Source organism: Arthrobacter sp. U41 (assembly GCF_001750145.1).
Taxonomy (GTDB): domain Bacteria; phylum Actinomycetota; class Actinomycetes; order Actinomycetales; family Micrococcaceae; genus Arthrobacter.
Window position 1 is genome coordinate 47844 of the sequence record NZ_CP015732.1, and the last position, 23786, is coordinate 71629.

Genomic DNA, 23786 nt, shown 5'->3' on the forward strand with positions numbered 1-23786 from the left:
GAGCAGAACGTGCAGAAGAAGCAGTCAACGGAAAACCCTTTGATGGGGCCCGGGCACGTGCCGCGCTACAGGGTGGAACCTGGCAGCTGTGAGGCTAGCGGATGCGGGTGGCCGGGGCAGGAATAATGACTTGGCTGATGGTGGCGCGCTGTGCGCGCAGGCGTTCTGCAGTCATCGTCCCCACCTCCCCGTTCCCCTTGGCTGTCCCGGTGTCGGTACCCGTTATCGCCGGGTGCCGGTTCGGCCGGCATGTCCCGGCGGCTTCTTTAGAATAAGCCGGGCCCACCGGCCCTGGCTAGGGAACCCGCCAGGGCAGTTTCATCTCAGGAGAGCTTGCCATCCAGCGGACGCTCGCGGTGGAGCCGCAGCGCCGCGTCGACCAGCGAGACCTTGTTCAGCCCTGCGACGTCTTCCAGCGGGATCCAGGCCGCGTGCGTGGTGCTGCCGTCCACCTCGTGCCGCAGCTCCCCGCCGGTGACGGTCGCTTCGTAGATGAGCCGGAGGGACTGGAAATCGCGTTCTCCGCCGTCGATCCGGATCTCCGCGGGCCAGTGCCCGACGTCGATCCCCAGCATGCCGCCGACCGCCGCGTCGTACCCCGTTTCCTCATAAATCTCCCGGCGGCAGCCGTCCACGGGGTGCTCGCCCAGGTCCAGGCCTCCGCCGGGCAGGGTCCAGCCTTCCTTGCCGCCCTGCTTCCAGTACGCCAGCAGGATGGCGCCGTCGCGGATGATGACCGCGTAGGCAGCCGGGCGGGTGTCGAAGTTCAGGCTCATCCCACCAGCGTAGTAGCCCGCCGGGCCGGCTCAGCCCTGCTCGGCCACGAGCTGGAGCACACCAAACACGGGCTCCCGGTCCAGGACCCGGACGTCGGTGATCCCTCCGGCGGCGAGGGCGGAGCGGAAGGATTCCTGCAGGCGGGGGACGTTCATGCCCAGGCCGCCGCCCAGGATCACCGGGCCGTCGATGCCGAGCTGCCGGACCGCCTGCAGCGCCAGGGCTGCCAGATCCCGTCCGGCCTGGTCCACCAGTTCCCGGCTGGCTGCGTGGCCGGCGGCGGCCGCATCGACCACAAGCCGGGCGCGCCCGGCCCAGTACCGACGTCCGGTGTCCGCTGAATGGAAGAGCGCGATCAGCTTGTTCGGGTCATCCACACCGCAGGAGGCCAGCAGCGCGAGAGTCAGCTCGTCCGGTTCCAGCCCCTGGTTCATCCGGCGCAGGCTGTGGCGGACCGCTTCGCGGCCCAGCCAGTATCCGCTGCCTTCGTCCCCCAGCAGGTAACCCCAGCCGCCGGCGCGGGCCTCCTGCCCGCTGCTGTTTCTGCCCCAGGCGGCCGAGCCTGTTCCGCCGATGACGGCAACGCCGGTGCTCGCTCCGCCAGCCGCCAGCAGGAGCCTCGAATCGTGGACCACGGTGATCCGGGCACCCGGCACATGGGGGGCGATGAGCGCGGCGAGCGCCGCGGCATCGGCGTCGGTATCGATGCCGCCGGCTCCCGCGTAGACCCGGGCGACCGTCCCGCCTCCGACCAGGGCAAAGAGCTCGGCGAGATGGCGGGCCGCTTCCTCGCGGCTGACGTTCTGCACGTTGGAGCTGCCCACCGATTCGTCCGCCACCGCCCGGCCGCCCTCGAACCGGACGCCACGGGTCTTGGTCCCGCCGATGTCGAGGCCGATCACGGCCCCGGCTGCGGAAGAGGAAGAAGGGGCAGGGTCCGCCGCTGGCGGGATGTCAGAATGGGTCACCAGACCAGCCTACTGAATCGTCTCCAGGAGTGACCCATGCCGCACGCCCTCTTCGGCACCCGCATCATTGCCGCCCCCATGGCCGGCGGGACATCCACGCCCGCCTTCGTAAAAGCCGTGCATGATGCCGGGGGCCTGGGCTTCCTCGCCGCGGGATACAAAAGCGTTGAGGCCATGCGGGCGGAGATCGGCAGCGCCCGGGCCGCCGGGGCACGGTTCGGCATGAACCTCTTCGTCCCCGATCCGGCCCAGCTGCCACCGTCCGGGGACGTGCGGGCGCAGCTCGAGGAGTACCGCGGCCGGCTGCGGGCCGATGCCTTGCGGTACGGGGTGGAGATCCCGCCGCTGCGGCTCGACGACGACGACCACTGGCCGGGCAAGATCGAGGCACTCCTGGCTGATCCGGTGGAACTGGTCAGCTTCGCGTTCGGGCTGCCCGGCGCCGAGGTGGTGCGCGGCCTTCAGCGGGCCGGTTCCACCGTGCTGGCCACCGTCACCACGGTGGGCGAGGCGCTTGAGGCCGCCGGGCAGGGCGTGGATGCGCTGGTGGTGCAGCATTCGAGCGCCGGCGGCCACAGCGCGGCCTTCCAGCCTCGGCCCGCGGTTCCCGGTGCCGCCCCGGACGCCGGGGACGGTGAGAGCCGGCCAGGCACGACGGCGGAGCTGCTCGCCCAGGTGCGGTCCGCCGTCGGGCTCCCGCTGGTTGCCGCCGGCGGGGTGATGGACCGGGCGGGGTTGGACGGGGTGCTGGCCGCGGGGGCACAGGCAGCCCAGCTGGGCACCGCGTTCCTCCGCACGGACGAAAGCGGCGCCCGGCAGCTGCACAAGGACGCCCTCGCCAGCCCGCGCTTCACGCAGACCCTGCTGACGCGGGCCTTCACCGGACGGCCGGCCCGGGCGCTGGTCAATGAGTTTGTCCGCGACCACCCCGACGCCCCGGAGTCCTACCCTGCCGTGCATCACCTCACTGCCCCGCTGCGCGCGGCTGCGGCCGCCGCCGGGGATCCGGAGCGGCTGAACCTCTGGGCCGGGACCGGCTGGCAGCAGGCCCGGACCGGCTCCGTGGCGGAGGTCATCGCGGGGCTGCTGGGCTGACGGCCTGACGGCCTGCCCGCTGCCCGCCCCCGCACCGCCCGCCCCCGTCCCCTAACCGGCCGTGCGCCCGAAATCGCCGGTGCGCTGCGGTGTCGCCGTAACGTTCCCCGCGATGTCGACGTGCTCCGGCGAACGGGCGCGATGGGCCGCGTCAGCTGCCGGAGCGGCCACGGACGAAGCCGGCCAGCAGTGCCGGGCCTTCGCTGAGCACCAGCTCCCGGAACAGCCGCACCGGGTCCGGCTCGGCGTCCGGTCCCCCGCGTCGTTCCCGCCAGGCCAGGCCGATCTCCCGGAAGGCAAGGCCTGAATCCAGGGCCAGCTCCACCCAGCCGAGGTCGCCGGACTGCGCCGGGGTGTGGCGGCCGGGGGCCATCCCGCCTGGCGGAAGGATGCTCACCCCGAGTCCTGCCGAGACGAGCCCCCTGGCCGTATGGGAGTCCTGGCTCTCGAAAGCGATGCGCGGACGGAAACCCGCTTCCCGGAACAGCGCGTCCGTCAGCGAGCGCATGCCGTAGCCCGGGCCCATGGCGACGAACGGGTCCTGCCGGATCTCCGACAGGCGCGCGCGGCGGCGCCCGGCGAGGGGGTGCCGGTGGTGGACAACCAGCCGCAGGGGTTCCCGGTACAGGGCTGCCGAGGAGATCAGCCGGCTCGGCGCCGCGACCGGGGCGGTCAGGGCCAGGTCCGCGTCGCCGGCGGCCAGTTCCGCCAGGCAGCCGTCCCGCGCGCCCTGGCTGAGGTCGAAGGCCGGCTGGGGATGCCGGCTGCGGAAGGCGCTGATCAGCAGCGGCAGCATCGCCTCGCCGAACGTGTGCTGGAAGGACACCGCGATCCTGCCGCGCACCACCTCCGACTCGTGCCGGACCAGGTCCAGTCCGGTCTGGAACTCGCCCAGCGCAGCCTCGATGTGGGGCAGGAGCGCCTTGGCGGCGGGAGTCAGCCGAACGCCGCGGCCGTCGCGGATCAGCAGCTCCGTCCCGATGATGCTGCTGGCCCGGGCGATTCCCCGGCTGACCGTCGACTGGGGCAGTCCCAGCACTTCGGCGGTCGCCGTGATGTGCTGCGTGCGCCCGAGTTCGGCCAGCAGGGGCAGCAGCGGAAGCAGTTGGACCAGCTGCTTGTGCTCCACGTCCATGGCCGCCCCTCAGATCGTTCCGTATCTGCTATTGATTCTATGTGAATCATGCATTGGAAGCATGCCTTGGCGGAGCCTATTCTGGGGAGATGCCTCGACTTCCGCCGCTCCGCCGCCGCGCTGCCACCGGCCAGGTCCCGCCGGGCCCCGCCGGCGGCGCCCGGACCGGGACCGGTTCCGGCACCTCCCCCGGAACTTCCCCCGGCGCCGCACCCGGGGCGGACGCCGTTGCTGCCGCGTGGCCGGGGCACCCGAAGGGGTCCACGGCCTACCGCAAGATTCTCGCAGGACTGGCGTTCGCCGGCGTCGCCACCTTTGCCCAGCTGTATTCCACCCAGGCGGTGCTGCCGATGATGGCGGCGGAGCTGCAGGTCACGGCGGCCGAGGCGGCGCTGACCATCTCGCTGGCCACCGTGGGGCTGGCCGTGACAGTGCTTCCGTGGTCCTTCCTGGCCGACCGGGTCGGCCGGGTCCGGGCCATGATGTGGGGCATCTCTGCCGCCACGGTCCTGGGCCTGCTGGTGCCGCTCGCTTCCAGCTTCCCCATGCTGCTGGGCCTGCGGATGCTCGAAGGCATGGCACTGGGCGGCATCCCCGCCATCGCCATCGCCTACCTCAATGAGGAGGTCGACAAGGCCCACGCCGCGCTGGCGGCCGGAACGTACGTCGCCGGCACCACCCTGGGTGGACTCGCCGGCCGGCTGCTGGCCGGGTTCGTCGGCGAACTCTGGGGTTGGCGGGCCGGGGCCCTGGCCGTCTCGCTCCTGGCGGCCGCGGCCGCCGCGCTGTTCCTTGTCCTGGTGCCGCAGGCCCGTGGCTTCACGGCCGCGGCCGCCAGCGGCTTCCGCGGGGCACTCCGGACGCTGGCCGGCCACGGCCGGAATCCGAGGCTGCTGGCACTCTACGTCCAGGCGTTCCTGCTGATGGGCGGCTTCGTGGCCGTTTACAACTACCTCGGCTTCCGGCTCTCCGGTGAGCCTTTCAGCCTTCCGGCCACCATCATCAGCCTGATCTTCCTGGCCTACCTCTCCGGAACAGTGTCCGCCCGCTGGGCCGGCGCACTGACAGCGCGGTTCGGGCGGCGCACGGTGCTGATCGCAGGAACGGTCCTGATGGCCGCGGGCCTGGCCCTGACGCTGACGGAACTGCTGGCGCTCATCATGGTGGGCCTGCTGCTGTTCACCGCAGGCTTTTTCGCGGCGCACAGCGTCGGCGCGGGCTGGACCGGTGTCATTGCAACCACCGGCCGGGCACAGGCGGCCTCGCTCTACAATCTCGCCTACTACCTCGGATCCAGCGTCATCGGCTGGGCCGGCGGGCTGGTGTTCCAGTCGCTGGGCTGGACGGCCCTGGCGCTGACCGTGATCGGGCTTGCCTGCACGACGGCGGTGATCACCGCCGTCGTGCATCCCGCCCGGCCGGCGGCTGCGTCGCGGGCCGAACTCAAATAGCCGGCGCCGCTAACGGGTTGCTTCGATTGCCTGCACCAGGTCGGCCACGACGTCGGAGGCGTCCTCCAGGCCCACCGACACGCGCAGCAGGCTGGCATGCGGTTTGGCATCGGCGGCGACCGGCCGGTGGGTCAGCCCCGCCGGGTGCTGGATCAGGGTGTCGATGCCGCCAAGTGAGACCGCATGGGTGATCATGCCGACGGCGGAAGGGACCCGTTCGGCGTGCTCGGCGCCGCCCACCTCGAAGGCGATCAGCGAACCGGGACCGGCCATCTGCGTCCCGATCAGCCCCTGCGGGTCGCACTCCGGCAGCCCCGGATAGAAAACACGCCGCACGAGCCCGTGCCCGGCCAGGGCGACGGCGACCTTCTGCGCGCTCGCCTGCTGTGCGCGCACCCGGACCGGCAGCGTGGCCAGGCCGCGGTGGAGCAGGTAGGCAGGCCAGGGTGTGAGGATGCCGCCGGTGACAGCCCGGATCTGGCGCAGCCTGGTGGTCCACTCGGGCCCCGCGGCCACCACGCCGCCCATGGCGTCGCCGTGTCCGCCGAGGAACTTCGTGGCGCTGTGCAGCACCATGGCGGCACCGTGGAGAAAGGGGCGCTGCAGGATCGGGCTGGCGAAGGTGTTGTCGACCAGAAGCGGGACACTGTCCGCGGCCGCGGCCACCCGGGCGATATCGACGAGCTCCAGGCTCGGGTTGGCCGGCGTTTCGAGGATCACCAGGCCGGTGTCGGGGCGGAGCGCGGCGTGCACGCCCTCCGGGGTGGTGAACGTGACGTCGTTGCCGAGCACCCCTGAGGCCAGCAGGTAGTCGCTTCCGCCGTACAAGGGGCGTACCGCGACGACGTGCTGCTTTCCGGCGGCGACGACGGCGAGCAGCACCGCGGTGAGCGCGGCCATGCCGGTGGCGAACGCCACAGCCTCGGGGGTGTCCTCGAGGACGGCGACGCCCTCCTCGAACCGGGCCACGGTGGGATTCCACAGCCGCTGGTAAACGGTGCTCTGACCCTCCACATGGGCGCCGCCGGTGGCCATGTGCTCATAGGCGAGACCGCCGTCGTGCACCGAGGGAAGCGGCGCGGTGGTGGAGAGATCGATCGGTACTGCGTGCACGCCCAGTTCAGTGAGGCCGTTACGGCCGGCGTGGACGGCCAGCGAGTCTTGAGAAAGCACCCTTGCTCCTTATGAATATTCACCGTTGAATTCCGCAAGTATCTGGCAATAATTCGGGGTTTTGTAGGGCCCGCGAATGGAAACGCCGGAATGCGCCGTTTATGATGAACTGACAACACTTCAAGGAGGATCCGTGAGTAGCAGTGCGAAGAATCTTCGGCCCGGAGCGGGTGCCGGCGAGCCGCTGGATGCTATCGACGAGCGCCTGCTCGCGGCCCTCGTCGCCGATGCCCGAATCTCCAACAAGCAGCTGGCCGAGCTGGTCGGCATTGCGCCGTCCACGGCCCTGATGCGCACCAGGGCGCTTTCGGAGCGCGGGATCATCCAGGGCTTCGAGGCGAAGCTGAGCCTGTCCGCGATCGGCCGCTCCGTCCAGGCCCTCATCGCGGTCAGGCTCCGCGCCCACGACCGCGAGCAGATCGACCGCTTTACCGCCCGGGTCCCGAAACTCCCGGCCGTGCTCTCGACTTTCCACACCTCGGGTTCGGTGGACTACCTGCTGCACATCGCCGTCGCCACCACCGAGGACCTCCGCGACTGGGTGCTGGACAATCTGGCGACCGACCCGGTCGTGGGCCATACCGAAACAACCCTGGTTTTCGACCACATCCAGGGCAACCTGGGCCCGCTGCCCGACTGAGGAACGGCGCCGGCGCATGCCAGGGGTCTGCGGCGGCAGGCCGGGCATGGCGGCAGCGTCAGGCCCGGCGCAACGCCCCCCGCAGCGTGATCACGGCGAGGACGGCCGCCGCGAGGGAACACAGCACCACGAAGCCGGCGACCGCCGTCTGCAGGCCGACGACCCCGGCGGCGAGCCCCAGCCCGATGACGGGAAAGGCACTGCCGAGGTAGGTGATGACGTAGACGGTGCTGATGATCTGGGCGTGGCGTGCGGGCTCGACCTTTCCGGCGACATCGTTGAAGACGGTCCGGAACGACACACCCTGTCCAAATCCGGCGGTGACGCTCGCAACAATAAGCAGCCAGGGGCTGTTCCAGGCGGCAGCCGCCGCGATCAGCAACACAGACACTGCCAGCATGCCAAGTCCGACCGGCACCACGAAGCGTCCCCGCACGGCGACCAGCTGGCTCAGTGCGGAGGACCCGAGGGTCAGTCCCGCCAGCAGGCCGATCAGCGGACGCGAATCGGCGTGCACGATCTGCGCGAAATAACCCGGCGCCAGGGACAGGCAGAAGCCGAACACGGTGAAGCTGAGGAACCCCACCGAGGACGCCAGCCAGAAGGCCCCGCGCGCCTCACTGGACACCGACGGCCGGCGGGGCGCCAGCACGCTCAACGGCTGCGGACCGGAGACCGAGGTGATGGCCGGCCGGGCCTTGAGCAGGTACAGCGGAACCAGCAGCGCCGCCAGGACCAGGGAATGCAGGTAATACGGCGTGGAAGTCGGCCCCGGAAGCAGCGAGAGGACTCCCCCGATCGCCGGACCGGCCGCCACTCCCCCGGCGGAAGCCAGCAGGGTAAACCGCGAGGCCCACTCGGGACGGCTGGGCAGCAACTCTCGCAGGGCCGCCGAACTGGCGCCCGTGGCGAGAGCCACCGCGACGCCCTGCAGGGCCCGGCCGGCACACAACGCGAACAGGCTGTCCGCCATGGCAAAGACGGAGCCGCCGGCGAGGCCCACCAGCACCGCGAGGACCAGGGCGGCCCGGCGGCCGATATGGTCCGACCAGTGGCCGGCCAGGATCAGGGTGGCCACCAGCGCCAGAACGTAAGCGGAGAAGGCGACCGTCACGTCCAGGGCGGTGATGCCGAGTTTGGCCTGCAGCAGCGGATAGAGCGGTGTGGCAAGATTCGCGCCGACCAGCAGCGTGAAGATCACGACGCCGGCCATTACCAGCCGTGCGGTGGTGGAAGCATCCCAGCCCCAGCGGTCTGCCGTGGCCGGGCGCATGCGAAGTTCGCTGAAGACAGTCATGTCCGTGCCCTTGCGTGGAAGCGGGCCGCGTGTTCCCTGTGATGGGGGAACCGCCAGCCCGTGAGATTCTGATACTTCAAGACTGCGGCATAGCTGACCCTGGCGGCCAAAATTCGTGCAAAAATTGATCAAAACAGTCAATCAGTATCCGCCCGCATGAACCGGAGTGATGATTTGAACAGTCTGGACCCCACCGACCTGAAGATCCTGCTGGAACTGATCCGGGATCCGCGGATCCAGATCGGTGAACTCAGCGAAACGCTGGGCATCGCACGCAACACCGCGCAGTCCCGGGTGCGGCGCATGCAGCGTTCCGGTTTGCTGCACGACGGCGGCCGCGAAATAGATCTTGAAGCGGTGGGTTATGACGTGGTCGCCTTCGTCACGATCGAGGTCACCCACCGGGAACTGGACGGTGTCGTGGGCGCCCTGCGCCTGATCGCCCAGGTCCTGGAAGTCCACGAGATCTCAGGTCGCGGCGATGTGTGGTGCCGCGTGGTGGCCACCGACACCCACAACCTGCAGTCCGCTTTGCGCTCCATCCTTCGGATCAAGGGCGTCATCCGGACCGAAACCGTCCTCGCCCTGCACACACACATCCAGTACCGCACCGAACCGCTGATCAGCCGGCTGGCCCAAGGCAGCTCGCTGGCCCCCTCCCGTCCAAAATGATGCCCCGGCCCGGCCAGCCCGCGCGGCCCCCGCGCGCCGAAGGCTGGATAATAAGCCCGTGACTATCATCGATAACGCCGTCTACGTTGACGGCGTCCGCAGCGCCGAGCCGCAGAGCCTCGAGCAGACCTTTGCGACCCTGAGCCAGCACGGCGGGATGGCGTGGATCGGCCTCTACCGGCCCACGGAGGACGAAATGGCCGCGGTCGCGGCCGAGTTCGGGCTGCACAGCCTCGCCGTGGAAGATGCCATTTCGGCCCACCAGCGCCCCAAACTCGAACGCTACGACGACATCCTCTTCACCGTGCTGCGGCCCGCGCGGTACCTGGATGCGACTGAAACCGTGGAATTCGGCGAACTCCACGTGTTCACCGGCAGCAACTTCGTCGTCACCGTCCGGCACGCCGAAACCGGCGGGGTGGCACAGGTGCGGCGGAAACTGGAGCGGCACCCCGATCTCCTGTGCCACGGACCGGAGGCAGTGCTCTACGCCCTGATGGACCAGGTGGTGGACGACTACCTCCCCGTCGTGGCGGGGCTGGAGAACGATATCGACGAGATCGAGGACCAGCTGTTCAGCGGCGATTCCACGGTTTCCCGGCGGATCTACGAACTGGCCCGCGAGGTCATCCAGTTCCAGCGCGCCATCCACCCGCTCCCCGCCATGACGCAGCTGCTGCGGCGCGGCTTCGAAAAGTACCAGGTGAAACCCGAGCTCCAGCACAACCTCCGCGACGTCGAAGACCATGTGGAGCGGCTGATCTCCCGCGCTGATTCCTTTCGGGACCTCCTGCAGAACGCCCTCACCCTCGACGGCACGCTCACGGCCAACCGACAGAACGAGGCCAGCGCCGAGCAGAATGAGCAGGTCAAGAAAATTTCGTCCTGGGCGGCCATTTTCTTCGCACCCTCGGTTGTTGCCGGCGTCTACGGGATGAATTTTGAGCGGATGCCCGAACTGCAATGGAGCTTCGGCTATCCGATGGCCATCGGGCTGATGGCCGCCACCGCGGCGCTGATGTACGGGGTCTTCAAAAAGAAGGGGTGGCTCTAACCGCGAGCGCCTGCCGCCGAGCCCGCGTGTAGTCTGGCGTCATGAGCGCGCGGCGGGACCGGTTCCGGGACATCGTGGAGACCCTGACGAGGCACGGACTGGGCTTCGCACTGGGACACCTTGGGCTCGACCGGCTCAGGCCCGCAGACGGGACCGCGGGCAGGCACCGGTTTCCGCCCCGGGGCGCGAGCCTGCCGGTGCGTGTCCGGCTCGCCCTGGAAGACCTCGGCGCCGTCTACATCAAGTTCGGCCAGATCGTGTCCACGCGCACCGACGTGCTTCCGCCGGAGTATGCCACCGAGCTCGCGAAGCTCCAGGACGCTTCCCCTCACATTACCGCAGCCGAGGTCCGCGCCGTCATCGCCGAGGAGCTCGGTACTGCGGCGGACCGGCTTCTCGATTCACTGGACGACGTTCCCCTCGCCACCGGTTCCATTGGCCAGGTCCACTGCGGACGGATCGCGGTGGGCCCCGGGCACGCCGAACCGGGCGTCGCCGGTGACACTACGGGCGGCAGCCGGCACATCGACGTCGTGGTCAAAGTCCGACGGCCCGGCGTTGTGGCCCAGGTCAATGAGGATCTGGAGATCATGGCCGAGCTGGCCAAACGGGCGGAGCGGGCCTCCACGAGGGCCGCCGGCGTCCATCTGGCAGCCCTGGTCGATGAGTTCTCCCAGACCATGCGCGCCGAACTGGACTACCTTCAGGAAGCCCGGAACGCGGAGCAATTCGCCGCAAACTTCGCGGGCGATCCCCGCGTCCACATTCCCCGGGTCTTGTGGGACACCACCACATCCCGGGTCCTCACGCTGGAGCGGATCCGTGGCGTCAAGGTCACCGACAGCGCCGCGCTGCGGGAAGCCGGGATCGACACCGGAGAGCTGGCCCGGCAGGCCTGCAGCGTCCTGCTCCAGATGGTGTTCGAGGACGGCTTCTTCCACGCAGACCCGCATCCGGGAAACTTTTTTGTGGAAGCAGACGGCCGCCTCGGCATCATCGATTTTGGCATGGTCGGCCAGATCAGCGATTCCACCCGCGATCAGCTGCTCCGGATGCTCCTGGCGATCGTGGAACAGGACGCCGCCCGGCTGACCACCGCCCTGGTCCGGCTGTGCGGAGCGCAGATGAACGGCGGCTTTGGCGGACTGCAGGCCGCTTTGGGGCGGCTGGTGGACCGCTACGCAGGACGGCCGCTCGCGGAGATCCCGATCGTGGCGGTGCTGGCGGAACTGGCGGCCCTGCTGCGCGAACACCGGCTACGGCTGCCCCGGGAAACGGCACTGATGCTGAAGATGCTGGTGATGGCGGACGGCCTGGGCAAACAGCTGGATCCCGGCTTCGAGCTGACCACCCAGCTCGGTCCCTTCACGCAGTCAATCATCCTCGCCTCGTTGTCCCCGGAGGCGCTGGCGGCCCGGCTGAAGAAGCTCGGCCGCGAAGCCCTGCGCCTCGGCACGGACGCACCGGAAATTCTCCGCCGGGTGGTGGACGTTTTGGAACGAGGGGGCATCGACATCCATTTCCGGGCCGAGGAGCTGGACAAGCTCATGGACAAGGCCGACAGGACCGGGAACCGGATCGTGGCCGGACTCATCACCGCGGCTTTGATCAATGCCGTCGGGGAACTGGTTTCGGTCCAGCCCGAGCGCTGGCGCAACTGGCCGAAGACGCTCTTCACCGCGGGAATCGGCGGTGTCGGCGCCCTCGGCGCGTACCTGGCCCTGACCTCCCGGCACCGGAAGTAGCTTGCTCCGACGCCGTCGGGAGGGTCAGCAGTCGGGAGGGTCAGCAGTCGGGACTGTCAGGAGTCGGCACTGTCAGGCGTCGGGACTGTCAGCGGCGCTGCCGTGCCTGCGCGACCAGCCGGCTGAACGCCAGGACGAACACCGTTTCGATCAGCACCATAAGCCCGAGCAGCAGCCACTGGCTTTCGCCGATGAAAACCACCGCCCCGATCACCACCAGAATGGTTCCCAGGGTCAGGGCGTACACGGCGAAGCCGATGGCCACCTTCGCGCTGCGGACGCCCGTGCGGAAGCCGAAGCCCACCGGTTCACCCCCGGGGTAGCCGCCCACGCGGTCCGGTCCCGCAGGCCTGAGCCTGTCGAACTCCTCCCACGGGTCGCGGTCCTGATCAGTCATGCTTCCATTATCCCGCGCCGGCGGCATTCTCAGGGGACCGGTTCGTTCCTGCAGTCACAGTCCGGTTGGCACCGCGACAGCCAGGTCGGGCCCGCACTCCGGCCGCTTCCTGCCGGGGCCGTCAAGGCGGACGGCCGTTAGGCGACGCGGACGTCGATTTCGCCCGGGGCCGCGCCGTCGGCGCCGAACACCAGGTGGCGGTTGGCGATCTTTTCGCTGAAGAACCGGTCGTGGCTGACCACCACGACGGCTCCGGGGAAGTGCACCAGCGCGCGTTCCATGACCTGGGTGCTGGACATGTCCAAGTGGTTGGTCGGCTCGTCCAGCAGCAGCACCGAGGCGCCGGAGAGGAGGCACTGCGCCATGGCGACGCGGGCCTTCTGCCCGCCGGAGAGGTTCCCGATTTTTTGCTTGAGGTCCGCCTCGGAGAACTGGAACATGGCGAGGAACCGGTTGACGGACTTCTTCGTGGCGCTGAACGCCAGGCTGTCAGGCAGCGCGTTGACCGCGTGGGAGACCGTGTCGGCGTCGTCGAGGTCCTCGAGCATCTGGTTGTAGGAGACGAAGCCGGGCCCCTTGGCCCAGGCGACCTCGCCGGAATCGGCCCGCTCTTCGCCGGTCAGCACCTTCAGGAGAGTGGACTTGCCGCTGCCGTTGGAGCCGAGGACCACAATCCGGTTGCCCCGGCGGATCTCGAAGGACAGATCGTCGAACAGCAGCTTCTCGCCGTACGACTTGCCCAGACCCTCCACCCGGCAGAGAACATCCTTGACGTGCAGGCCGCCATAGATCTCGGTGACAATCTGGTCGACGGGACGGGGTGTGCGGGACTTCTTGATCTTGGCCAGCTGGTTGCCCAGGCCGCGGCTGGCCTCCTTGGCCGCCTCGCGGCGGTCGGCGATCCCTTCGGCCTCAAAGGCCAGGAGTTCGGATTCGTGCACAAACTGCTGCTCAAGGGTCTTGAGGCGGAACTGTTTTTGCACCACGTATTCGCCGAAGTTTCCCGGGTATTCGTGCAGGTGGAAGTTCTCCACCTCGATGATCCGGGTGACGACGGCGTCCAGGAATTTCCGGTCGTGCGAGACGATGATGGCGGCGCCCTTGAAGTCCCGGAACCAGCTTTCGAGCCATTCGACGCCCGCCACGTCCAGGAAGTTGGTGGGCTCATCGAGCAGCAGCACGTCGGGGCCCTCGAGCAGGATCTTGGCCAGGGCCGCACGGTTTCGCCAGCCCCCGGACAGCTCGTCGATCGCGCAGTTGCGGTGGGCCTCGTCGAAGCCCAAGGTGGTCAGGACGGTGTCGATGTGCCGCGGGTAGTCCCAGCCGTCGAGCCGTTCCATGTCCTCGAACAGCTCCGCCTGGCGGCTGATCAGCCGGTCGAGTTCGGCTTCCGCGGGATCAGCCGCGATGGAGATGTCGATGGCGGCCAGTTCAGCCTCAACCTCTTTGACCGCGGAAAACAGCGCATCGAGCACTTCACGAATAGTGGCTTCGCCATTGAGTTCGGAAAACTGGGAGAAGTAGCCCACTTTGGTGCCCAGTTCCAGGGTGACCGTACCGGTGTCCGGCGCCACCTGGTCCAGGACCAGTTTGAGGATGGTCGTCTTACCGGAGCCGTTCTTGCCGATCAGGCCCACGCGGTCGCCGGCCTCGAGGCGGAAGAAGGCCTCGCGGAGAATCTGGGTGTTGTCGAAGCGCACACTGACGTCTTGCAGCCGGATCAGGCTCATGGGTGTTTCTCTTTCGATGTGGGGTTCAGAACGGCACTGGCGCGGATGGCGGAGCGTGGCACTTAACGGGTTGCGAGCCGCCACAGCGAGGTGACCTCGGCCGTGCGGGCCTCGAACAGCGGATCGTTGCGGTCGGATGCCTTGGGGTGGGTTGGCTTGGTGTCGTACCGTTCCAGCACCTTCAGCCCGGCCGCCGCGATGGCGTCCAGCAGTTCGTCACGGGACCTCAGACCCAGGTGCTCGGCCAGATCCGAGAGGATGAGCCAACCCTCACCTCCCGGCTCCAGGTGGTCGGAGAGCTCGTTCAGGAAACGGAACAGCATCCGACTGCCGGGGTCGTAGACGGCATTGTCCAACGAGGAATGCGGCGTGGCCGGAATCCACGGCGGGTTGCACACGATCAGCGGTGCACGGCCGGGCGGGAACATGTCGGTCAGGACAGCTTCCGCGCGGTCCTGCACGCCCAGAATCCGGAAATTCTCGCTCGCGCAGGCAACCGCGCGGGGTTCATTGTCCGTCGCCACCACACGGTGGATGCCGCGGCGGGCGAGCACGGCAGCGAGCACCCCGGTGCCTGTTCCGACGTCGAACGCCAGCAGGTCAGATGGCAGCGGAGCCGCGGCCAGCAGGTCGACATACTCGCTGCGGGTCGGGAAGAACGTGCCGTAGTGCGGGTGGATGCGGCCCTGAAGGGCATCGACGTAGACGCCGTTCTTCCGCCACTCGTGTGCACCGATGGCCCCCACGAGCTCATGGAGGGAGACCACCGAAGGCTCGCTTATTTCCCCGTACGCCCCCGCGGCCGCCTCCTGGATGTCCGGGGAACGCCGCAGCGGCACCACCGGGCCCGGATCAAGCGGAATCAGCAGCAGCCCGAGAATGCGCGCTCGATGCGAGCGGGACTGGCGGTGCCGGTAGAACCCGTCCGCCGTGGTGTCCGCGGCCTTTTTCTTCCCGGCGCCCACCCGCCGGTCCATGGCGTTGAGGATCTGCCGTGCGTTGTGGAAGTCGCCCTGCCAGAGCATTGCTATGCCCTGGGACGCCATCCGGTTCGCTTCATCGGCTGTCAGGGAGTCGGTGACCACTTCGACGCGCGCGGGTGCCGGTCTTCCGTTGGCCGATCGCCAGCGCGCGGTCCTGCTCTGGCCGGCCTCGGCCCACGTCACGACGGCGGGTGCGTCGACGGCGGGTGCCTGGAGGGGCCTGCCGGACTGTATCGGGGTTTCCTGGCGGCGGCCGGGCACGGAGGTGGTAATAAGAGTTCCAATCCCAGAGTCTTGAACAGTCGTCCGGTCATGAACCACGCTAGACGTACCTACTCAGGATACAGGCGGGAGCCGGCAGCCCTCCCCTGTCACTGCGGGATGCGGCTCCGCACGATCTCGCTGACTGCCTTGCCGTCGAAGCGTCCGGCGACCTTGGCGGTCACAGGTTTCATCACTGCGCCCAGCTGCCGGATGGTCAGTTCGGTGCCACCGGCCGTGAGGTTCGCGATCACCTCGTCGACGATGGCCTCCACTTCGGCTGCGGTCAGTGCCTTCGGCAGGTACGCCTCGATAATCTCGGCTTCAGCGATTTCCGCCGCTGCCCGCTCGGACTCCCCCGCCTCGGTGTAGATTCGGGCGGTGTCGCGTCGTTTGGCGGCTTCTTTTTGCAGCAGGGACGTCACCTGGGCGTCGTCCAGCACGATCGGGGTCTTGCCGGACTTCTCGCGGGTTTCAATTTCGCCCAGGACGTTGCGCACTGTGGTGAGCGCGACCTTGTTGCGGTCCTTCATGTGGCCGACGACGTCGGCGTGCAGGCGTTCTTTCAGGGTGGTCATGATTCTCCTCGTCTCACTTGACAGGATATCGGGCTGAGCGGCAAGGGTTGCGATGGCGGCGGCAAGGGTTGCGATCCTAAGCGCTGGGCGTTCACTGCCTGTTTCAGGGCTGGACGCCTCCGCCCTGTACCGTCTCGACAGGCCGGCGGCCGGCATTAAGGCCGCATCAATGATGAAGAGAGGTCGCGATGACGACTAGTAACCACCAGCCCAAACTCAGCAGGCGGGCGGCGTTGGCTGCTGCCGGAGCGCTTGGGGCGTTGGGAATCACAGCGTCTACCGGAGCTGCGGGCATGGCAGCACCGGGCGCGAAGGCTCCCAAGCCGACGCTTGTCTTTCGCCCGGACGGCGCATTCAGAATTGTTCAGTTCAACGACACCCAGGACGACGAGCAGACGGACCGCCGCACAATCGAACTCATGGACCGGACCCTTGATACGGAAAAGCCGGACTTTGTGGTCATCAACGGGGATGTCATCAATGGAGGATGCGACTCCGAGCTGGAGGTCAAACAAGCGCTCAACCACGTGGTCCAGCCCATGGAACGCCGGCAGATCCCTTGGGCCGTGACCTTTGGCAATCACGACGAAGACTCGGTGCAGCGATCAGGAATGACCGAAGCAAAAATGCTGGAATTCCTGCAGACCTACGAGTTCAACGTGAACGCCGACTCCACGCCGGGACTCACCGGTACCTCCAACTCGCAACTGCTCGTTCAATCCTCCAGGTCAAAAACTCCGGCCTTTGGTCTTTGGCTCATCGACACCGGCCGCTATGCCCCCGACAGCATCGATGGGCAGGACTTTGAGGGCTACCCGGACTGGGACTGGGTACGCATGGACCAGGTTACGTGGTATCGGAATCAGTCAATCGCAGCAGAGCAAAAGTACGGAAAGAAGATCCCGTCCCTCATGTGGGGCCATATCGCACTTCATGAGCACCGCAATATGTGGTTCGCCAGCCTCGACTCGCGAACAGATGCGGATCACGCGCGTGCGCTCAAGAGGCACAACATAGTGGGCGAACGGAACGAGGACGAGTGCCCTGGACCCATCAACTCGGGCTTGTTTAATGCCTTCCTGGAACGGGGGGATGTGGCCGGCTATTTCGTGGGGCACGACCACGTCAACACCTATGTCGGCAACTACTACGGTGTTCAGCTCGGCTACGCACCCGGAACCGGATTTGGTGCCTACGGACTGCCCGGCCCTGAACGTAACCGACTGCGCGGTGCGCGTGTCTTCGAGCTGGACGAGAACCACCCCGGAATCTACAAGGACACGCGGCTCGTCTTCGCAAAGGACCTCGGCATTGACCTTGCCGCAAATGACCAGCCCATAGTTCCGCTCCCGCTGAATCCGCCGCAGCGCTAACAAGGGCTCGGGGACGGGCCGGCTGCGAGCGAAGCGTCTGATGGAGCCCGAATGATGCGCTTCCTATCTCCTGGGACTATACGCGCAGGGGCCCGGCCAGTTTGATCGGCCGGGCCCCGCCACTCCTCGCTGGCGACCTCACCAGACCGAGCTGATGCACTCGACCAGCTCACTCAGATGCCGCTGCGCCCCGCCCATAGCCCGTGCAGCAGCGGAACCACCGACACGATCATCAGCACACTGCCGAGCGCCGTGTCGTCCGCTCGGACCACAGAACCTGCGATGAGCAGGGCGCCGAATATCAGTGCCGATGCCGATCGCTGCAACGTGCGGTCGAGCCGTCCCACCTGCCGCTCGAGGCGCGGATTGGCAACTGCCAGTGAACCGTCCTCGATTCGGGTCAGAAGCCCCTCGAGACGTTTCGGTAGACCCAGGGCCATGCCGGCGGCATCGAAGGCCTGCTGGGCCACGTCCTGCACGATGTTGCCACGCTCGTCGCGAAGCAGCTGGGCCGCGTAGGGTTCGACCGAGTCCCACAGATTGAACCGGGCGTCCAGCGTGCTGCACACACCCGACGTCAGTGACATCGCCCGGATGATGAGCAGGAAATTCTCCGGCAACTGGAACGGCAACGAGCGAACCACGTCACCGAACTCCACCGCAAAATCAAGGAACTCCCGCGGGTCCACCTCGCGAAGCTCGGCGAAGCCCATCCCGCCAAACCGGCCGAAGAGGTGCGTCAACGCCCGCTCAAGCTCGACCGTGTCGGCCGAGGGCACCAGGACACCCACGTCGCTGATCGCGGTCATCAACCCATTGCCGTCACGCGATGCTGCCGCGATGAGCAGCTTCCGCAGGCCGCTGCGCGTACTCGCCGGAACCTCGCCCATCATGCCGAAGTCGATGAACGTCAGTTTCCAAGGGCGCTCTGTGGCCGAATCGGTACCCGGAGTGACAAAGATATTGCCCGGGTGCGGATCGGCGTGAAAAAAGCCGTTCGTGAACATCTGGTCGAACATGACCGACGCGAAAATCGGGGCGACCTGGGCCGGATCGATGCCCGCCGCGAGAAGCGCCTCCGCGTCCGTGATCTTGATCGCCGTGACATCTTCGAGGGTAAGCACGCGGCGCGTGCTCCGCTCCCATACGACGTCGGGCACACTCACCCGGTCGTTGTCGGCGAAGTCATCAGCGAACCGCACCGAGTTCGCTGCCTCATGCAGGTAGTCGATCTCCTCAAGGCTGGTCTGCGCAAACTCCTCGACCAGGGCGGGCATGTCGGCACGGTCGGACACCAGGCGCACGTGACTGAGCCAGCCGCCCACTTTGCGCAGTGCCGCCAGGTCGACGTCGACAATGGCATCGATGCCCGGCCGCTGTACCTTCAGCACCACATGGTCGAGACCGGTGTCGACGGCGTCGCCCGGAAGCAGCCTCGCCCGGTGCGCCTGCCCGAGCGACGCTGCTGCGATCGGCGTCTCCTCGACCGAGGCGAACAGCTGGTCCAGCCGCGCACCCAGCTCCGCCTCGGCAAGGCGACGGATCGCGGAGAACGAGACCGGGGGCACCTCGTCCTGCAGTCCCTCGAGTTCCTTGGTGATCTCGGGCGGAAGCACGTCGAGCCTGGAGGACAGGAACTGACCGACCTTGATCATTAGACCGCCAAGGTTTACCGCCAGCACATGAAAGCGCTGCGCGAAGCGCAGCATCCTCTTCGCCCTGGTGCGCTCGGCAATTCGGGCCAACCCGACGCGAGGGAGGAAGAGCTCGAACCACCAGGTCACCGCGAGATGCCAGGCGGCGAAGCGCAGGATGCGACGGTAACGGGCCCGGGTATCCCCGGCGCCGGGTACCGGATCTGCCCGGTCCCGACGAACCGACGACACCCCCGTCAGTCCTGGGCGAGGATCGAGTACAGCCGACGACGTGCGTCGTCGAGTACCGCCACGGCCTCCTGCACCTGCTCCCGCGATCCGGTGCGACCCACCTGGGACGCGGCCTGCGCGAGCTCGACGCCCGCCTTGGTCAGCGCCGCGAACCCGCTGCCCTGCGCCGGAGCCGTTGACTCCCAGGGCGCTGACGCATCGGCACCCGCTACATCCTCCCGGCCCGCTTCAGTCAGCGAGTAGATCTTGCGGCCGTTGGATTCCTCGGCACTGATGAATCCCTCGTCGGCCAGCAGCTGCAGCGTTGGGTAAACAGATCCGGCGCTGGGCTTCCAGCTGCCACCGCTGCGCTCCTCGATTTCACGGATGATCTGGTAGCCGTGCATCGGCCGCTCCGCGAGCAGTGCCAGCACCGCCGACCGCACCTCGCCTCGACCCGCACGGGTGCCGGAGCGCTTCTCAAACCTCGAACGCAACTCCTCGACGGCCTGCCACATGCCGTCGACGTTGTGGCCGCGGAATCCGCCTGCCGGGTATGAATTGCGCATCATGCTCTCCTCAGTGAACCGCGAACGATATAGAACGATAGTCAACGATACATCCCGATACTTGCTGGAACCAAGAGTGAGCGGAGCCGACCGACGGGACGCAAAACATAAGAATCCCACCGCTGCCACCGCCCGCGGAACCGATACAACCTGCGGGCTGACCGGGTCCGAACCGATGGTCATGGGGAGACAAATTCCCGACTAAATGAGCCTCGCCAGGCTCTCAAGGGTTCAAAAACCCCTGCAAATTTGTGGAGCTAAGGAGATTCGAACTCCTGACCTCTTCGATGCGAACGAAGCGCTCTACCAACTGAGCTATAGCCCCGAAGCAACGCCGGTCCCGAAGGAACGGCGTTGCCGGTGTCCCTAGGCTACAAACTATCCGCGCCCTTTGCCAGCCAGCCGCTGAAAGTCTCACCGGCGTGGCGTTCCTCCGGGACCAAATTCAGGCCCGTGCGCAGGTATTTGCCCATCGCGCCGGGCAACGGGATCCTGACAAGTCGCCCGCGGGAGCCGGTGGCTGCCTTCCACTGCCGGGCGAACTCCCCCATCGCCTGGATCTCCGGGCCGCCGATGGTCCTGACGCTGTGCCGGAGGCCTGCCGACGGCGTCAGCGCCGCCTCAAGCAGGGCCGCCGCGACGTCCGCGGGCGCAATCGGCTGGAACCGGGCACCCTTGACTACCGGGATGATCCACAGTTTCGCGCCGGCGGCGAAGGTCGCCGCGAGGAGCGAATGAAACTGCGTCGCCCGGAGCGCCACGGTCTCAAGTCCGGACCGCTCGTAGACGTGTTCCTTGGCCGCCTTCGAGGCGTAGTAGCCGAAGCTGCTCCGGTCACAATTGACGATGGAGAGTATAACGGCCCTGGCCACGCCGGCGTCCTGGGCCGCGGCGAGCAGCCGGGCGCCGCCGTCGGCGAAGTCCTTCAGGGCCTTCCCGGAGCGCCCCTCCAGACAGTCGATCACGACGTCGGCCCCGGCCAGCGCCGCTGCCAGGCCTTCGCCGGTGGTGACATCGGCGGAGAAGTTCTCCGCGCCGGCGGTCCAATTCGGGGCTCCGGCGGCAGGCGGGCGCCGGCAGATAACTGCGACTCCGTGCCGGGCCGCGACAGACTGCCGCACGACCTCACGGCCCGTCTGGCCGGTTCCCCCGGCAACGCAAATTCGTGTCATGCCCTGAGGCTACCGGCCGGCGCCCGGTCCGGGGCGGTTTGGACCTTCAGATAGTCGATCAGCGGGACACAAGAAAGCCCCGGGCTGCCGTTACTGGCGGCCCGGAGCTGGGACAGACGAGGCTTAGGCCCGGCGTCTCTGCAGGACATCGTCCAGGTTGCTCAGGGCACTCTGGGCCTTGCCCAGTGGTTTCGATTCGGACTCCGCGCCGGCGCTGCCGGCCGGCGCCTGCGGGAGGCCCTGCTTGAGCGACGGCTTTCCGACGGACTTGGGGGCCTCCGGCAGGTCAAGCGGCTCAGGGGCGGCCCGCTCGGCCTTCGGCGCTTCCACATAGGTGGGCTTGGGGACTTCCACCGGCTCCCAGCTGGATCCTTCAGCGCCGCGGGCGTCCCCGGCGCCCTGGACGGAGGTGTCGCCCGAGGCCACGGCCTCCGCCAGGGCCGCCTGGCGGAGTTCCTGGGCAGTCAGCGGCTTGGGGGCCGGCTTGCGTTCCGCCGCGTCGGCCTGGGCGTCAAAGAGCTGGCTCTCGGGCCACTCTCGGGGCTCCGCTGCCGCCTCCCGCCTCGGGGCGGGCCCTGCCGGGCGCGACGGGCGTGACGGTGCGCTCATGGCTTCCCGGAACGCGGCATTCATTTTGCGGCGGCGGTCCCGGATCGCGAGCCGGCGGAGCACAAAGACGGCAGCCAGGGCGCCGAGCAACGCGACAGCGGGCAGCCAGGCTGAGCCAAGTCCGAAGATCCGCAGGGCCGCCGACACGACACCGGTGAGCAGCGAGAGCGAACCGGCCAGCGCGAGCGCCAACCGGCCATAGCGGATCTTGAAGGCCGGGCCGGTGGCCGCAGGGTGGACGCCGCCGTCGAGCACACTGGTGCCACGGTCGGACTCGGTGCGGTGGGTACTGGTCATGGGGTTCTCCTGCTGGGCCGTCATCTTCATGACGCTCCCGGCTTGCGGGGCTGCTGTTTCTAGATCGGTGACGTCCGTCACGAGCTCGCCCGCAGGCTTCAGCTGGTGGCGTCCGTTCTGGAGCATGTAGGGGGCAACCCACACAATCCAGAGCGCAACAGCAATGACAAGGATCACAGAGCTGCTAAGAGGGAAGTCCACATCAAAACCGTATGAGCAATGCGCGGTGCGGGGCCGCATTGTCCCCGGTGTGTCGCGGGGGAACTGCCAATTGACTGGATTTACGACAAAAGGGCTGGTCAGGACGGGTCGGACCGCTTACGCCGGCCCGGTCTGTTGCCAGCGTGCCAGCAGTCCTCCCGGCACTTCCTCCGCGGTCAGCGCGAAGCTCCGGTGATCGGACCATTCGCCGTTGATATGCAGGAATCGCGGCCGGTATCCCTCGTCGCGGAAGCCGAGCTTTTCGACCACCCGCAGGCTGGGACCGTTTTCCGGACGGATGTTAATCTCCATCCGGTGCAGCCCGAGGGTCTGGAAGCAATAGTCCGTCACCAACGCCACGGCAGTCGGGGCTATGCCCTGGCCCGCGCGGTCCTTGTCCACCCAGTAACCCAGCGTGGCCATCATCGCCGAGCCCCACACAATGGAGGACACAGTCAGCTGTCCCACAATCACCGGTTCCCGGAAGCCTGGCGTCCAGGCAGTGATCACAAACGGCAGGGCTGTCGCCAGGGCGGCCTGGGACTTGAGGGACCGCACCATCTGGCGGTAGTCGGGAAGTCCGCCCCCGGGAACGGGGTTCGACGCTTCCCAGGGGGCCAGCCACTCACTGTTACGGGAGCGGAGCTCGGTCCACTCCTTGCGGTCCCGGTACCGGATCGGGCGCAACACGAGGTCGCCGCTTTCCAGCGTGACCGGCCAGCTGAAGCCGCCCCCCACCGGAACTACTTGGTCAGGCTTGGAGCGAGACTCGAAGCGAAGCCCGGCAGCCACTCCCGCAGTCCGGGACCCAGGTCGTCACTGTCGCAGGCAAGCTGGACACAGGCCTTAAGGTAGCTGAGCTTGTCGCCGGTATCGTAGCGGCGGCCGCGGAAGACCACGCCGTACACGCCATAGCCTTCGCCGTCACCGGCTGCCAGCTCCTGCAGCGCGTCGGTGAGCTGAATCTCGCCGCCCCGCCCGGGTTCGGTGCGTTCGAGGACTTCGAAGACCGCCGGGTGCAGGACATAACGGCCGATAATGGCCAGGTTGGACGGGGCATCCTCGACGTCAGGCTTCTCGACCAGGTGCTTGATCCGGACGTAGTCTTCGCCGCCGATCGGTTCGATGTCGGCGCAGCCGTAGGCACTGATCTCGGAGGGCTCTACCTCAATCAGTGCAATCACTGATCCGCCGGTTTTCGCCTGAACCTCGATCATGGTGCTCAGCAGGTCGTCACGGGCGTCGATCAGGTCATCGCCCAGCAGGACCGCAAACGGCTCATAACCCACGTGCTGCTTTGCACGGAGGACGGCGTGGCCCAGGCCCATCGGATCGCCCTGGCGCACGTAGTGGATGTCACCAAGATTGCTGGCAGCCTGGATGGACTCGAGCTTGGCAATGTCGCCCTTGGCCGCAAGCGTGGCTTCCAGGGTGGGGACGCGGTCGAAATGGTCCTCCAGCGCGCGCTTGCTGCGCCCGGTGATCATCAAGATGTCGTTCAGCCCGACTTTGACGGCTTCCTCCACGACATACTGGATGGCGGGCTTGTCAACGACGGGCAGCATTTCCTTGGGCATGGCCTTCGTGGCCGGGAGGAACCTGGTTCCGAGGCCGGCTGCGGGAATGACGGCCTTGCGGACGGGGGCGTTAGGTGTAGTCACTCGACTAATCTAACGGAGGGACCAAACATTGCGTAATCATTCGCGGGGCCAGGAACCGCTGCTTCCCGGGCCCCAGCACTAGG

General features: G+C 67.6%; 22 protein-coding genes and 1 tRNA gene. 7 read left to right on the forward strand and 16 right to left on the reverse strand.

All coding sequences use genetic code 11. The annotated features are described in order from the left end of the window. Nucleotides 1-323 precede the first annotated feature (323 nt). Both ASPU41_RS00230 and ASPU41_RS00235 read right to left on the reverse strand, forming a co-directional pair. On the reverse strand, nt 324-776 hold the full coding sequence (locus tag ASPU41_RS00230; protein WP_069949201.1) for an NUDIX hydrolase: 453 nt from the start codon (nt 774-776) through the stop codon (nt 324-326). Between the two features lie 30 nt (nt 777-806). Continuing rightward, nucleotides 807-1745, reverse strand: coding sequence for a BadF/BadG/BcrA/BcrD ATPase family protein (locus ASPU41_RS00235; RefSeq protein ID WP_083266278.1), 939 nt, complete (start codon nt 1743-1745; stop codon nt 807-809). 36 nt (nt 1746-1781) lie between these two features. Here ASPU41_RS00235 and ASPU41_RS00240 point away from each other — a divergent pair, with 36 nt between their 5' ends. Next, nucleotides 1782-2840 carry a nitronate monooxygenase gene (locus ASPU41_RS00240; RefSeq protein WP_069949202.1) on the forward strand — a complete coding sequence of 353 codons (1059 nt, stop codon included), beginning with the start codon at nt 1782-1784 and terminating at the stop codon, nt 2838-2840. Between the two features lie 151 nt (nt 2841-2991). Here the strand turns inward: ASPU41_RS00240 and ASPU41_RS00245 are convergent, their stop codons facing one another. Continuing rightward, nucleotides 2992-3975 (reverse strand): LysR family transcriptional regulator, encoded by a 984-nt coding sequence (locus ASPU41_RS00245; RefSeq protein ID WP_069949203.1) that lies wholly within the window; start codon nt 3973-3975, stop codon nt 2992-2994. Nucleotides 3976-4064: 89 nt separating this feature from the next. Here ASPU41_RS00245 and ASPU41_RS00250 point away from each other — a divergent pair, with 89 nt between their 5' ends. Continuing rightward, entirely contained in the window at nt 4065-5426 is a 1362-nt protein-coding gene (locus ASPU41_RS00250) for an MFS transporter (RefSeq protein WP_083266279.1), read from the forward strand. 9 nt (nt 5427-5435) lie between these two features. Here ASPU41_RS00250 and ASPU41_RS00255 read toward each other — a convergent pair whose 3' ends face one another. Continuing rightward, nucleotides 5436-6599 (reverse strand): trans-sulfuration enzyme family protein, encoded by a 1164-nt coding sequence (locus ASPU41_RS00255; protein WP_069949204.1) that lies wholly within the window; start codon nt 6597-6599, stop codon nt 5436-5438. 133 nt (nt 6600-6732) lie between these two features. Between ASPU41_RS00255 and ASPU41_RS00260 the strand changes: the two genes are divergently transcribed. After that, a complete protein-coding gene (locus ASPU41_RS00260) occupies nt 6733-7239 on the forward strand; it encodes an Lrp/AsnC family transcriptional regulator (protein WP_069949205.1) in 507 nt (168 codons plus the stop codon). Between the two features lie 58 nt (nt 7240-7297). Here ASPU41_RS00260 and ASPU41_RS00265 read toward each other — a convergent pair whose 3' ends face one another. Then, nucleotides 7298-8536, reverse strand: coding sequence for an MFS transporter (locus ASPU41_RS00265; protein WP_069949206.1), 1239 nt, complete (start codon nt 8534-8536; stop codon nt 7298-7300). Nucleotides 8537-8710: 174 nt separating this feature from the next. Here ASPU41_RS00265 and ASPU41_RS00270 point away from each other — a divergent pair, with 174 nt between their 5' ends. Genes ASPU41_RS00270 through ASPU41_RS00280 form a run of 3 tightly spaced genes read left to right on the forward strand, consistent with a single transcriptional unit; the run spans nt 8711 to nt 12007 of the window. Beyond that, nucleotides 8711-9208 (forward strand): Lrp/AsnC family transcriptional regulator, encoded by a 498-nt coding sequence (locus tag ASPU41_RS00270; RefSeq protein ID WP_442856222.1) that lies wholly within the window; start codon nt 8711-8713, stop codon nt 9206-9208. A gap of 58 nt (nt 9209-9266) precedes the next feature. Next, the gene (gene corA / locus ASPU41_RS00275) at nt 9267-10262 is read left to right on the forward strand and encodes a magnesium/cobalt transporter CorA (protein WP_069949208.1); all 996 of its coding nucleotides are present in this window, start codon (nt 9267-9269) and stop codon (nt 10260-10262) included. A gap of 41 nt (nt 10263-10303) precedes the next feature. Then, entirely contained in the window at nt 10304-12007 is a 1704-nt protein-coding gene (locus tag ASPU41_RS00280; RefSeq protein ID WP_069949209.1) for an ABC1 kinase family protein, read from the forward strand. Nucleotides 12008-12095: 88 nt separating this feature from the next. On the opposite strand, the gene ASPU41_RS00285 is transcribed toward ASPU41_RS00280, so the two are convergent. The 4 genes from ASPU41_RS00285 to ASPU41_RS00300 form a co-directional block, all read right to left on the reverse strand. Then, the gene (locus ASPU41_RS00285) at nt 12096-12404 is read right to left on the reverse strand and encodes a hypothetical protein (RefSeq protein ID WP_069949210.1); all 309 of its coding nucleotides are present in this window, start codon (nt 12402-12404) and stop codon (nt 12096-12098) included. 137 nt (nt 12405-12541) lie between these two features. Next, nucleotides 12542-14134 carry an ABC-F family ATP-binding cassette domain-containing protein gene (locus tag ASPU41_RS00290; protein ID WP_069949211.1) on the reverse strand — a complete coding sequence of 531 codons (1593 nt, stop codon included), beginning with the start codon at nt 14132-14134 and terminating at the stop codon, nt 12542-12544. Between the two features lie 62 nt (nt 14135-14196). Continuing rightward, nucleotides 14197-15300 carry a N5-glutamine methyltransferase family protein gene (locus tag ASPU41_RS00295; protein WP_069952380.1) on the reverse strand — a complete coding sequence of 368 codons (1104 nt, stop codon included), beginning with the start codon at nt 15298-15300 and terminating at the stop codon, nt 14197-14199. 188 nt (nt 15301-15488) lie between these two features. After that, nucleotides 15489-15956, reverse strand: coding sequence for a GatB/YqeY domain-containing protein (locus ASPU41_RS00300; RefSeq protein ID WP_069949212.1), 468 nt, complete (start codon nt 15954-15956; stop codon nt 15489-15491). Between the two features lie 188 nt (nt 15957-16144). On the opposite strand from ASPU41_RS00300, the gene ASPU41_RS00305 reads away from it, so the two are divergent. Beyond that, entirely contained in the window at nt 16145-17329 is a 1185-nt protein-coding gene (locus ASPU41_RS00305) for a metallophosphoesterase family protein (protein WP_069949213.1), read from the forward strand. Between the two features lie 173 nt (nt 17330-17502). On the opposite strand, the gene ASPU41_RS00310 is transcribed toward ASPU41_RS00305, so the two are convergent. The 7 genes from ASPU41_RS00310 to galU all read right to left on the reverse strand — a co-directional run bounded on the left by ASPU41_RS00310 (nt 17503) and on the right by galU (nt 23703). Then, nucleotides 17503-19215: an ABC1 kinase family protein gene (locus tag ASPU41_RS00310; protein ID WP_069949214.1), complete on the reverse strand. Its 1713-nt coding sequence runs from the start codon at nt 19213-19215 to the stop codon at nt 17503-17505. 5 nt (nt 19216-19220) lie between these two features. Next, complete coding sequence (locus ASPU41_RS00315; RefSeq protein ID WP_069949215.1) at nt 19221-19763, reverse strand: PadR family transcriptional regulator; 543 nt, start codon at nt 19761-19763, stop codon at nt 19221-19223. A gap of 252 nt (nt 19764-20015) precedes the next feature. Further along, nucleotides 20016-20088 (reverse strand) — tRNA-Ala (locus ASPU41_RS00320). A gap of 46 nt (nt 20089-20134) precedes the next feature. After that, nucleotides 20135-20935 (reverse strand): SDR family oxidoreductase, encoded by an 801-nt coding sequence (locus ASPU41_RS00325; RefSeq protein WP_069949216.1) that lies wholly within the window; start codon nt 20933-20935, stop codon nt 20135-20137. Nucleotides 20936-21058: 123 nt separating this feature from the next. Continuing rightward, the gene (locus tag ASPU41_RS00330; protein ID WP_069949217.1) at nt 21059-22018 is read right to left on the reverse strand and encodes a hypothetical protein; all 960 of its coding nucleotides are present in this window, start codon (nt 22016-22018) and stop codon (nt 21059-21061) included. Between the two features lie 141 nt (nt 22019-22159). Then, on the reverse strand, nt 22160-22780 hold the full coding sequence (locus tag ASPU41_RS00335) for a GNAT family N-acetyltransferase (RefSeq protein ID WP_069949218.1): 621 nt from the start codon (nt 22778-22780) through the stop codon (nt 22160-22162). 5 nt (nt 22781-22785) lie between these two features. Beyond that, the gene (galU, locus tag ASPU41_RS00340) at nt 22786-23703 is read right to left on the reverse strand and encodes a UTP--glucose-1-phosphate uridylyltransferase GalU (protein WP_069949219.1); all 918 of its coding nucleotides are present in this window, start codon (nt 23701-23703) and stop codon (nt 22786-22788) included. Nucleotides 23704-23786 lie beyond the last annotated feature (83 nt).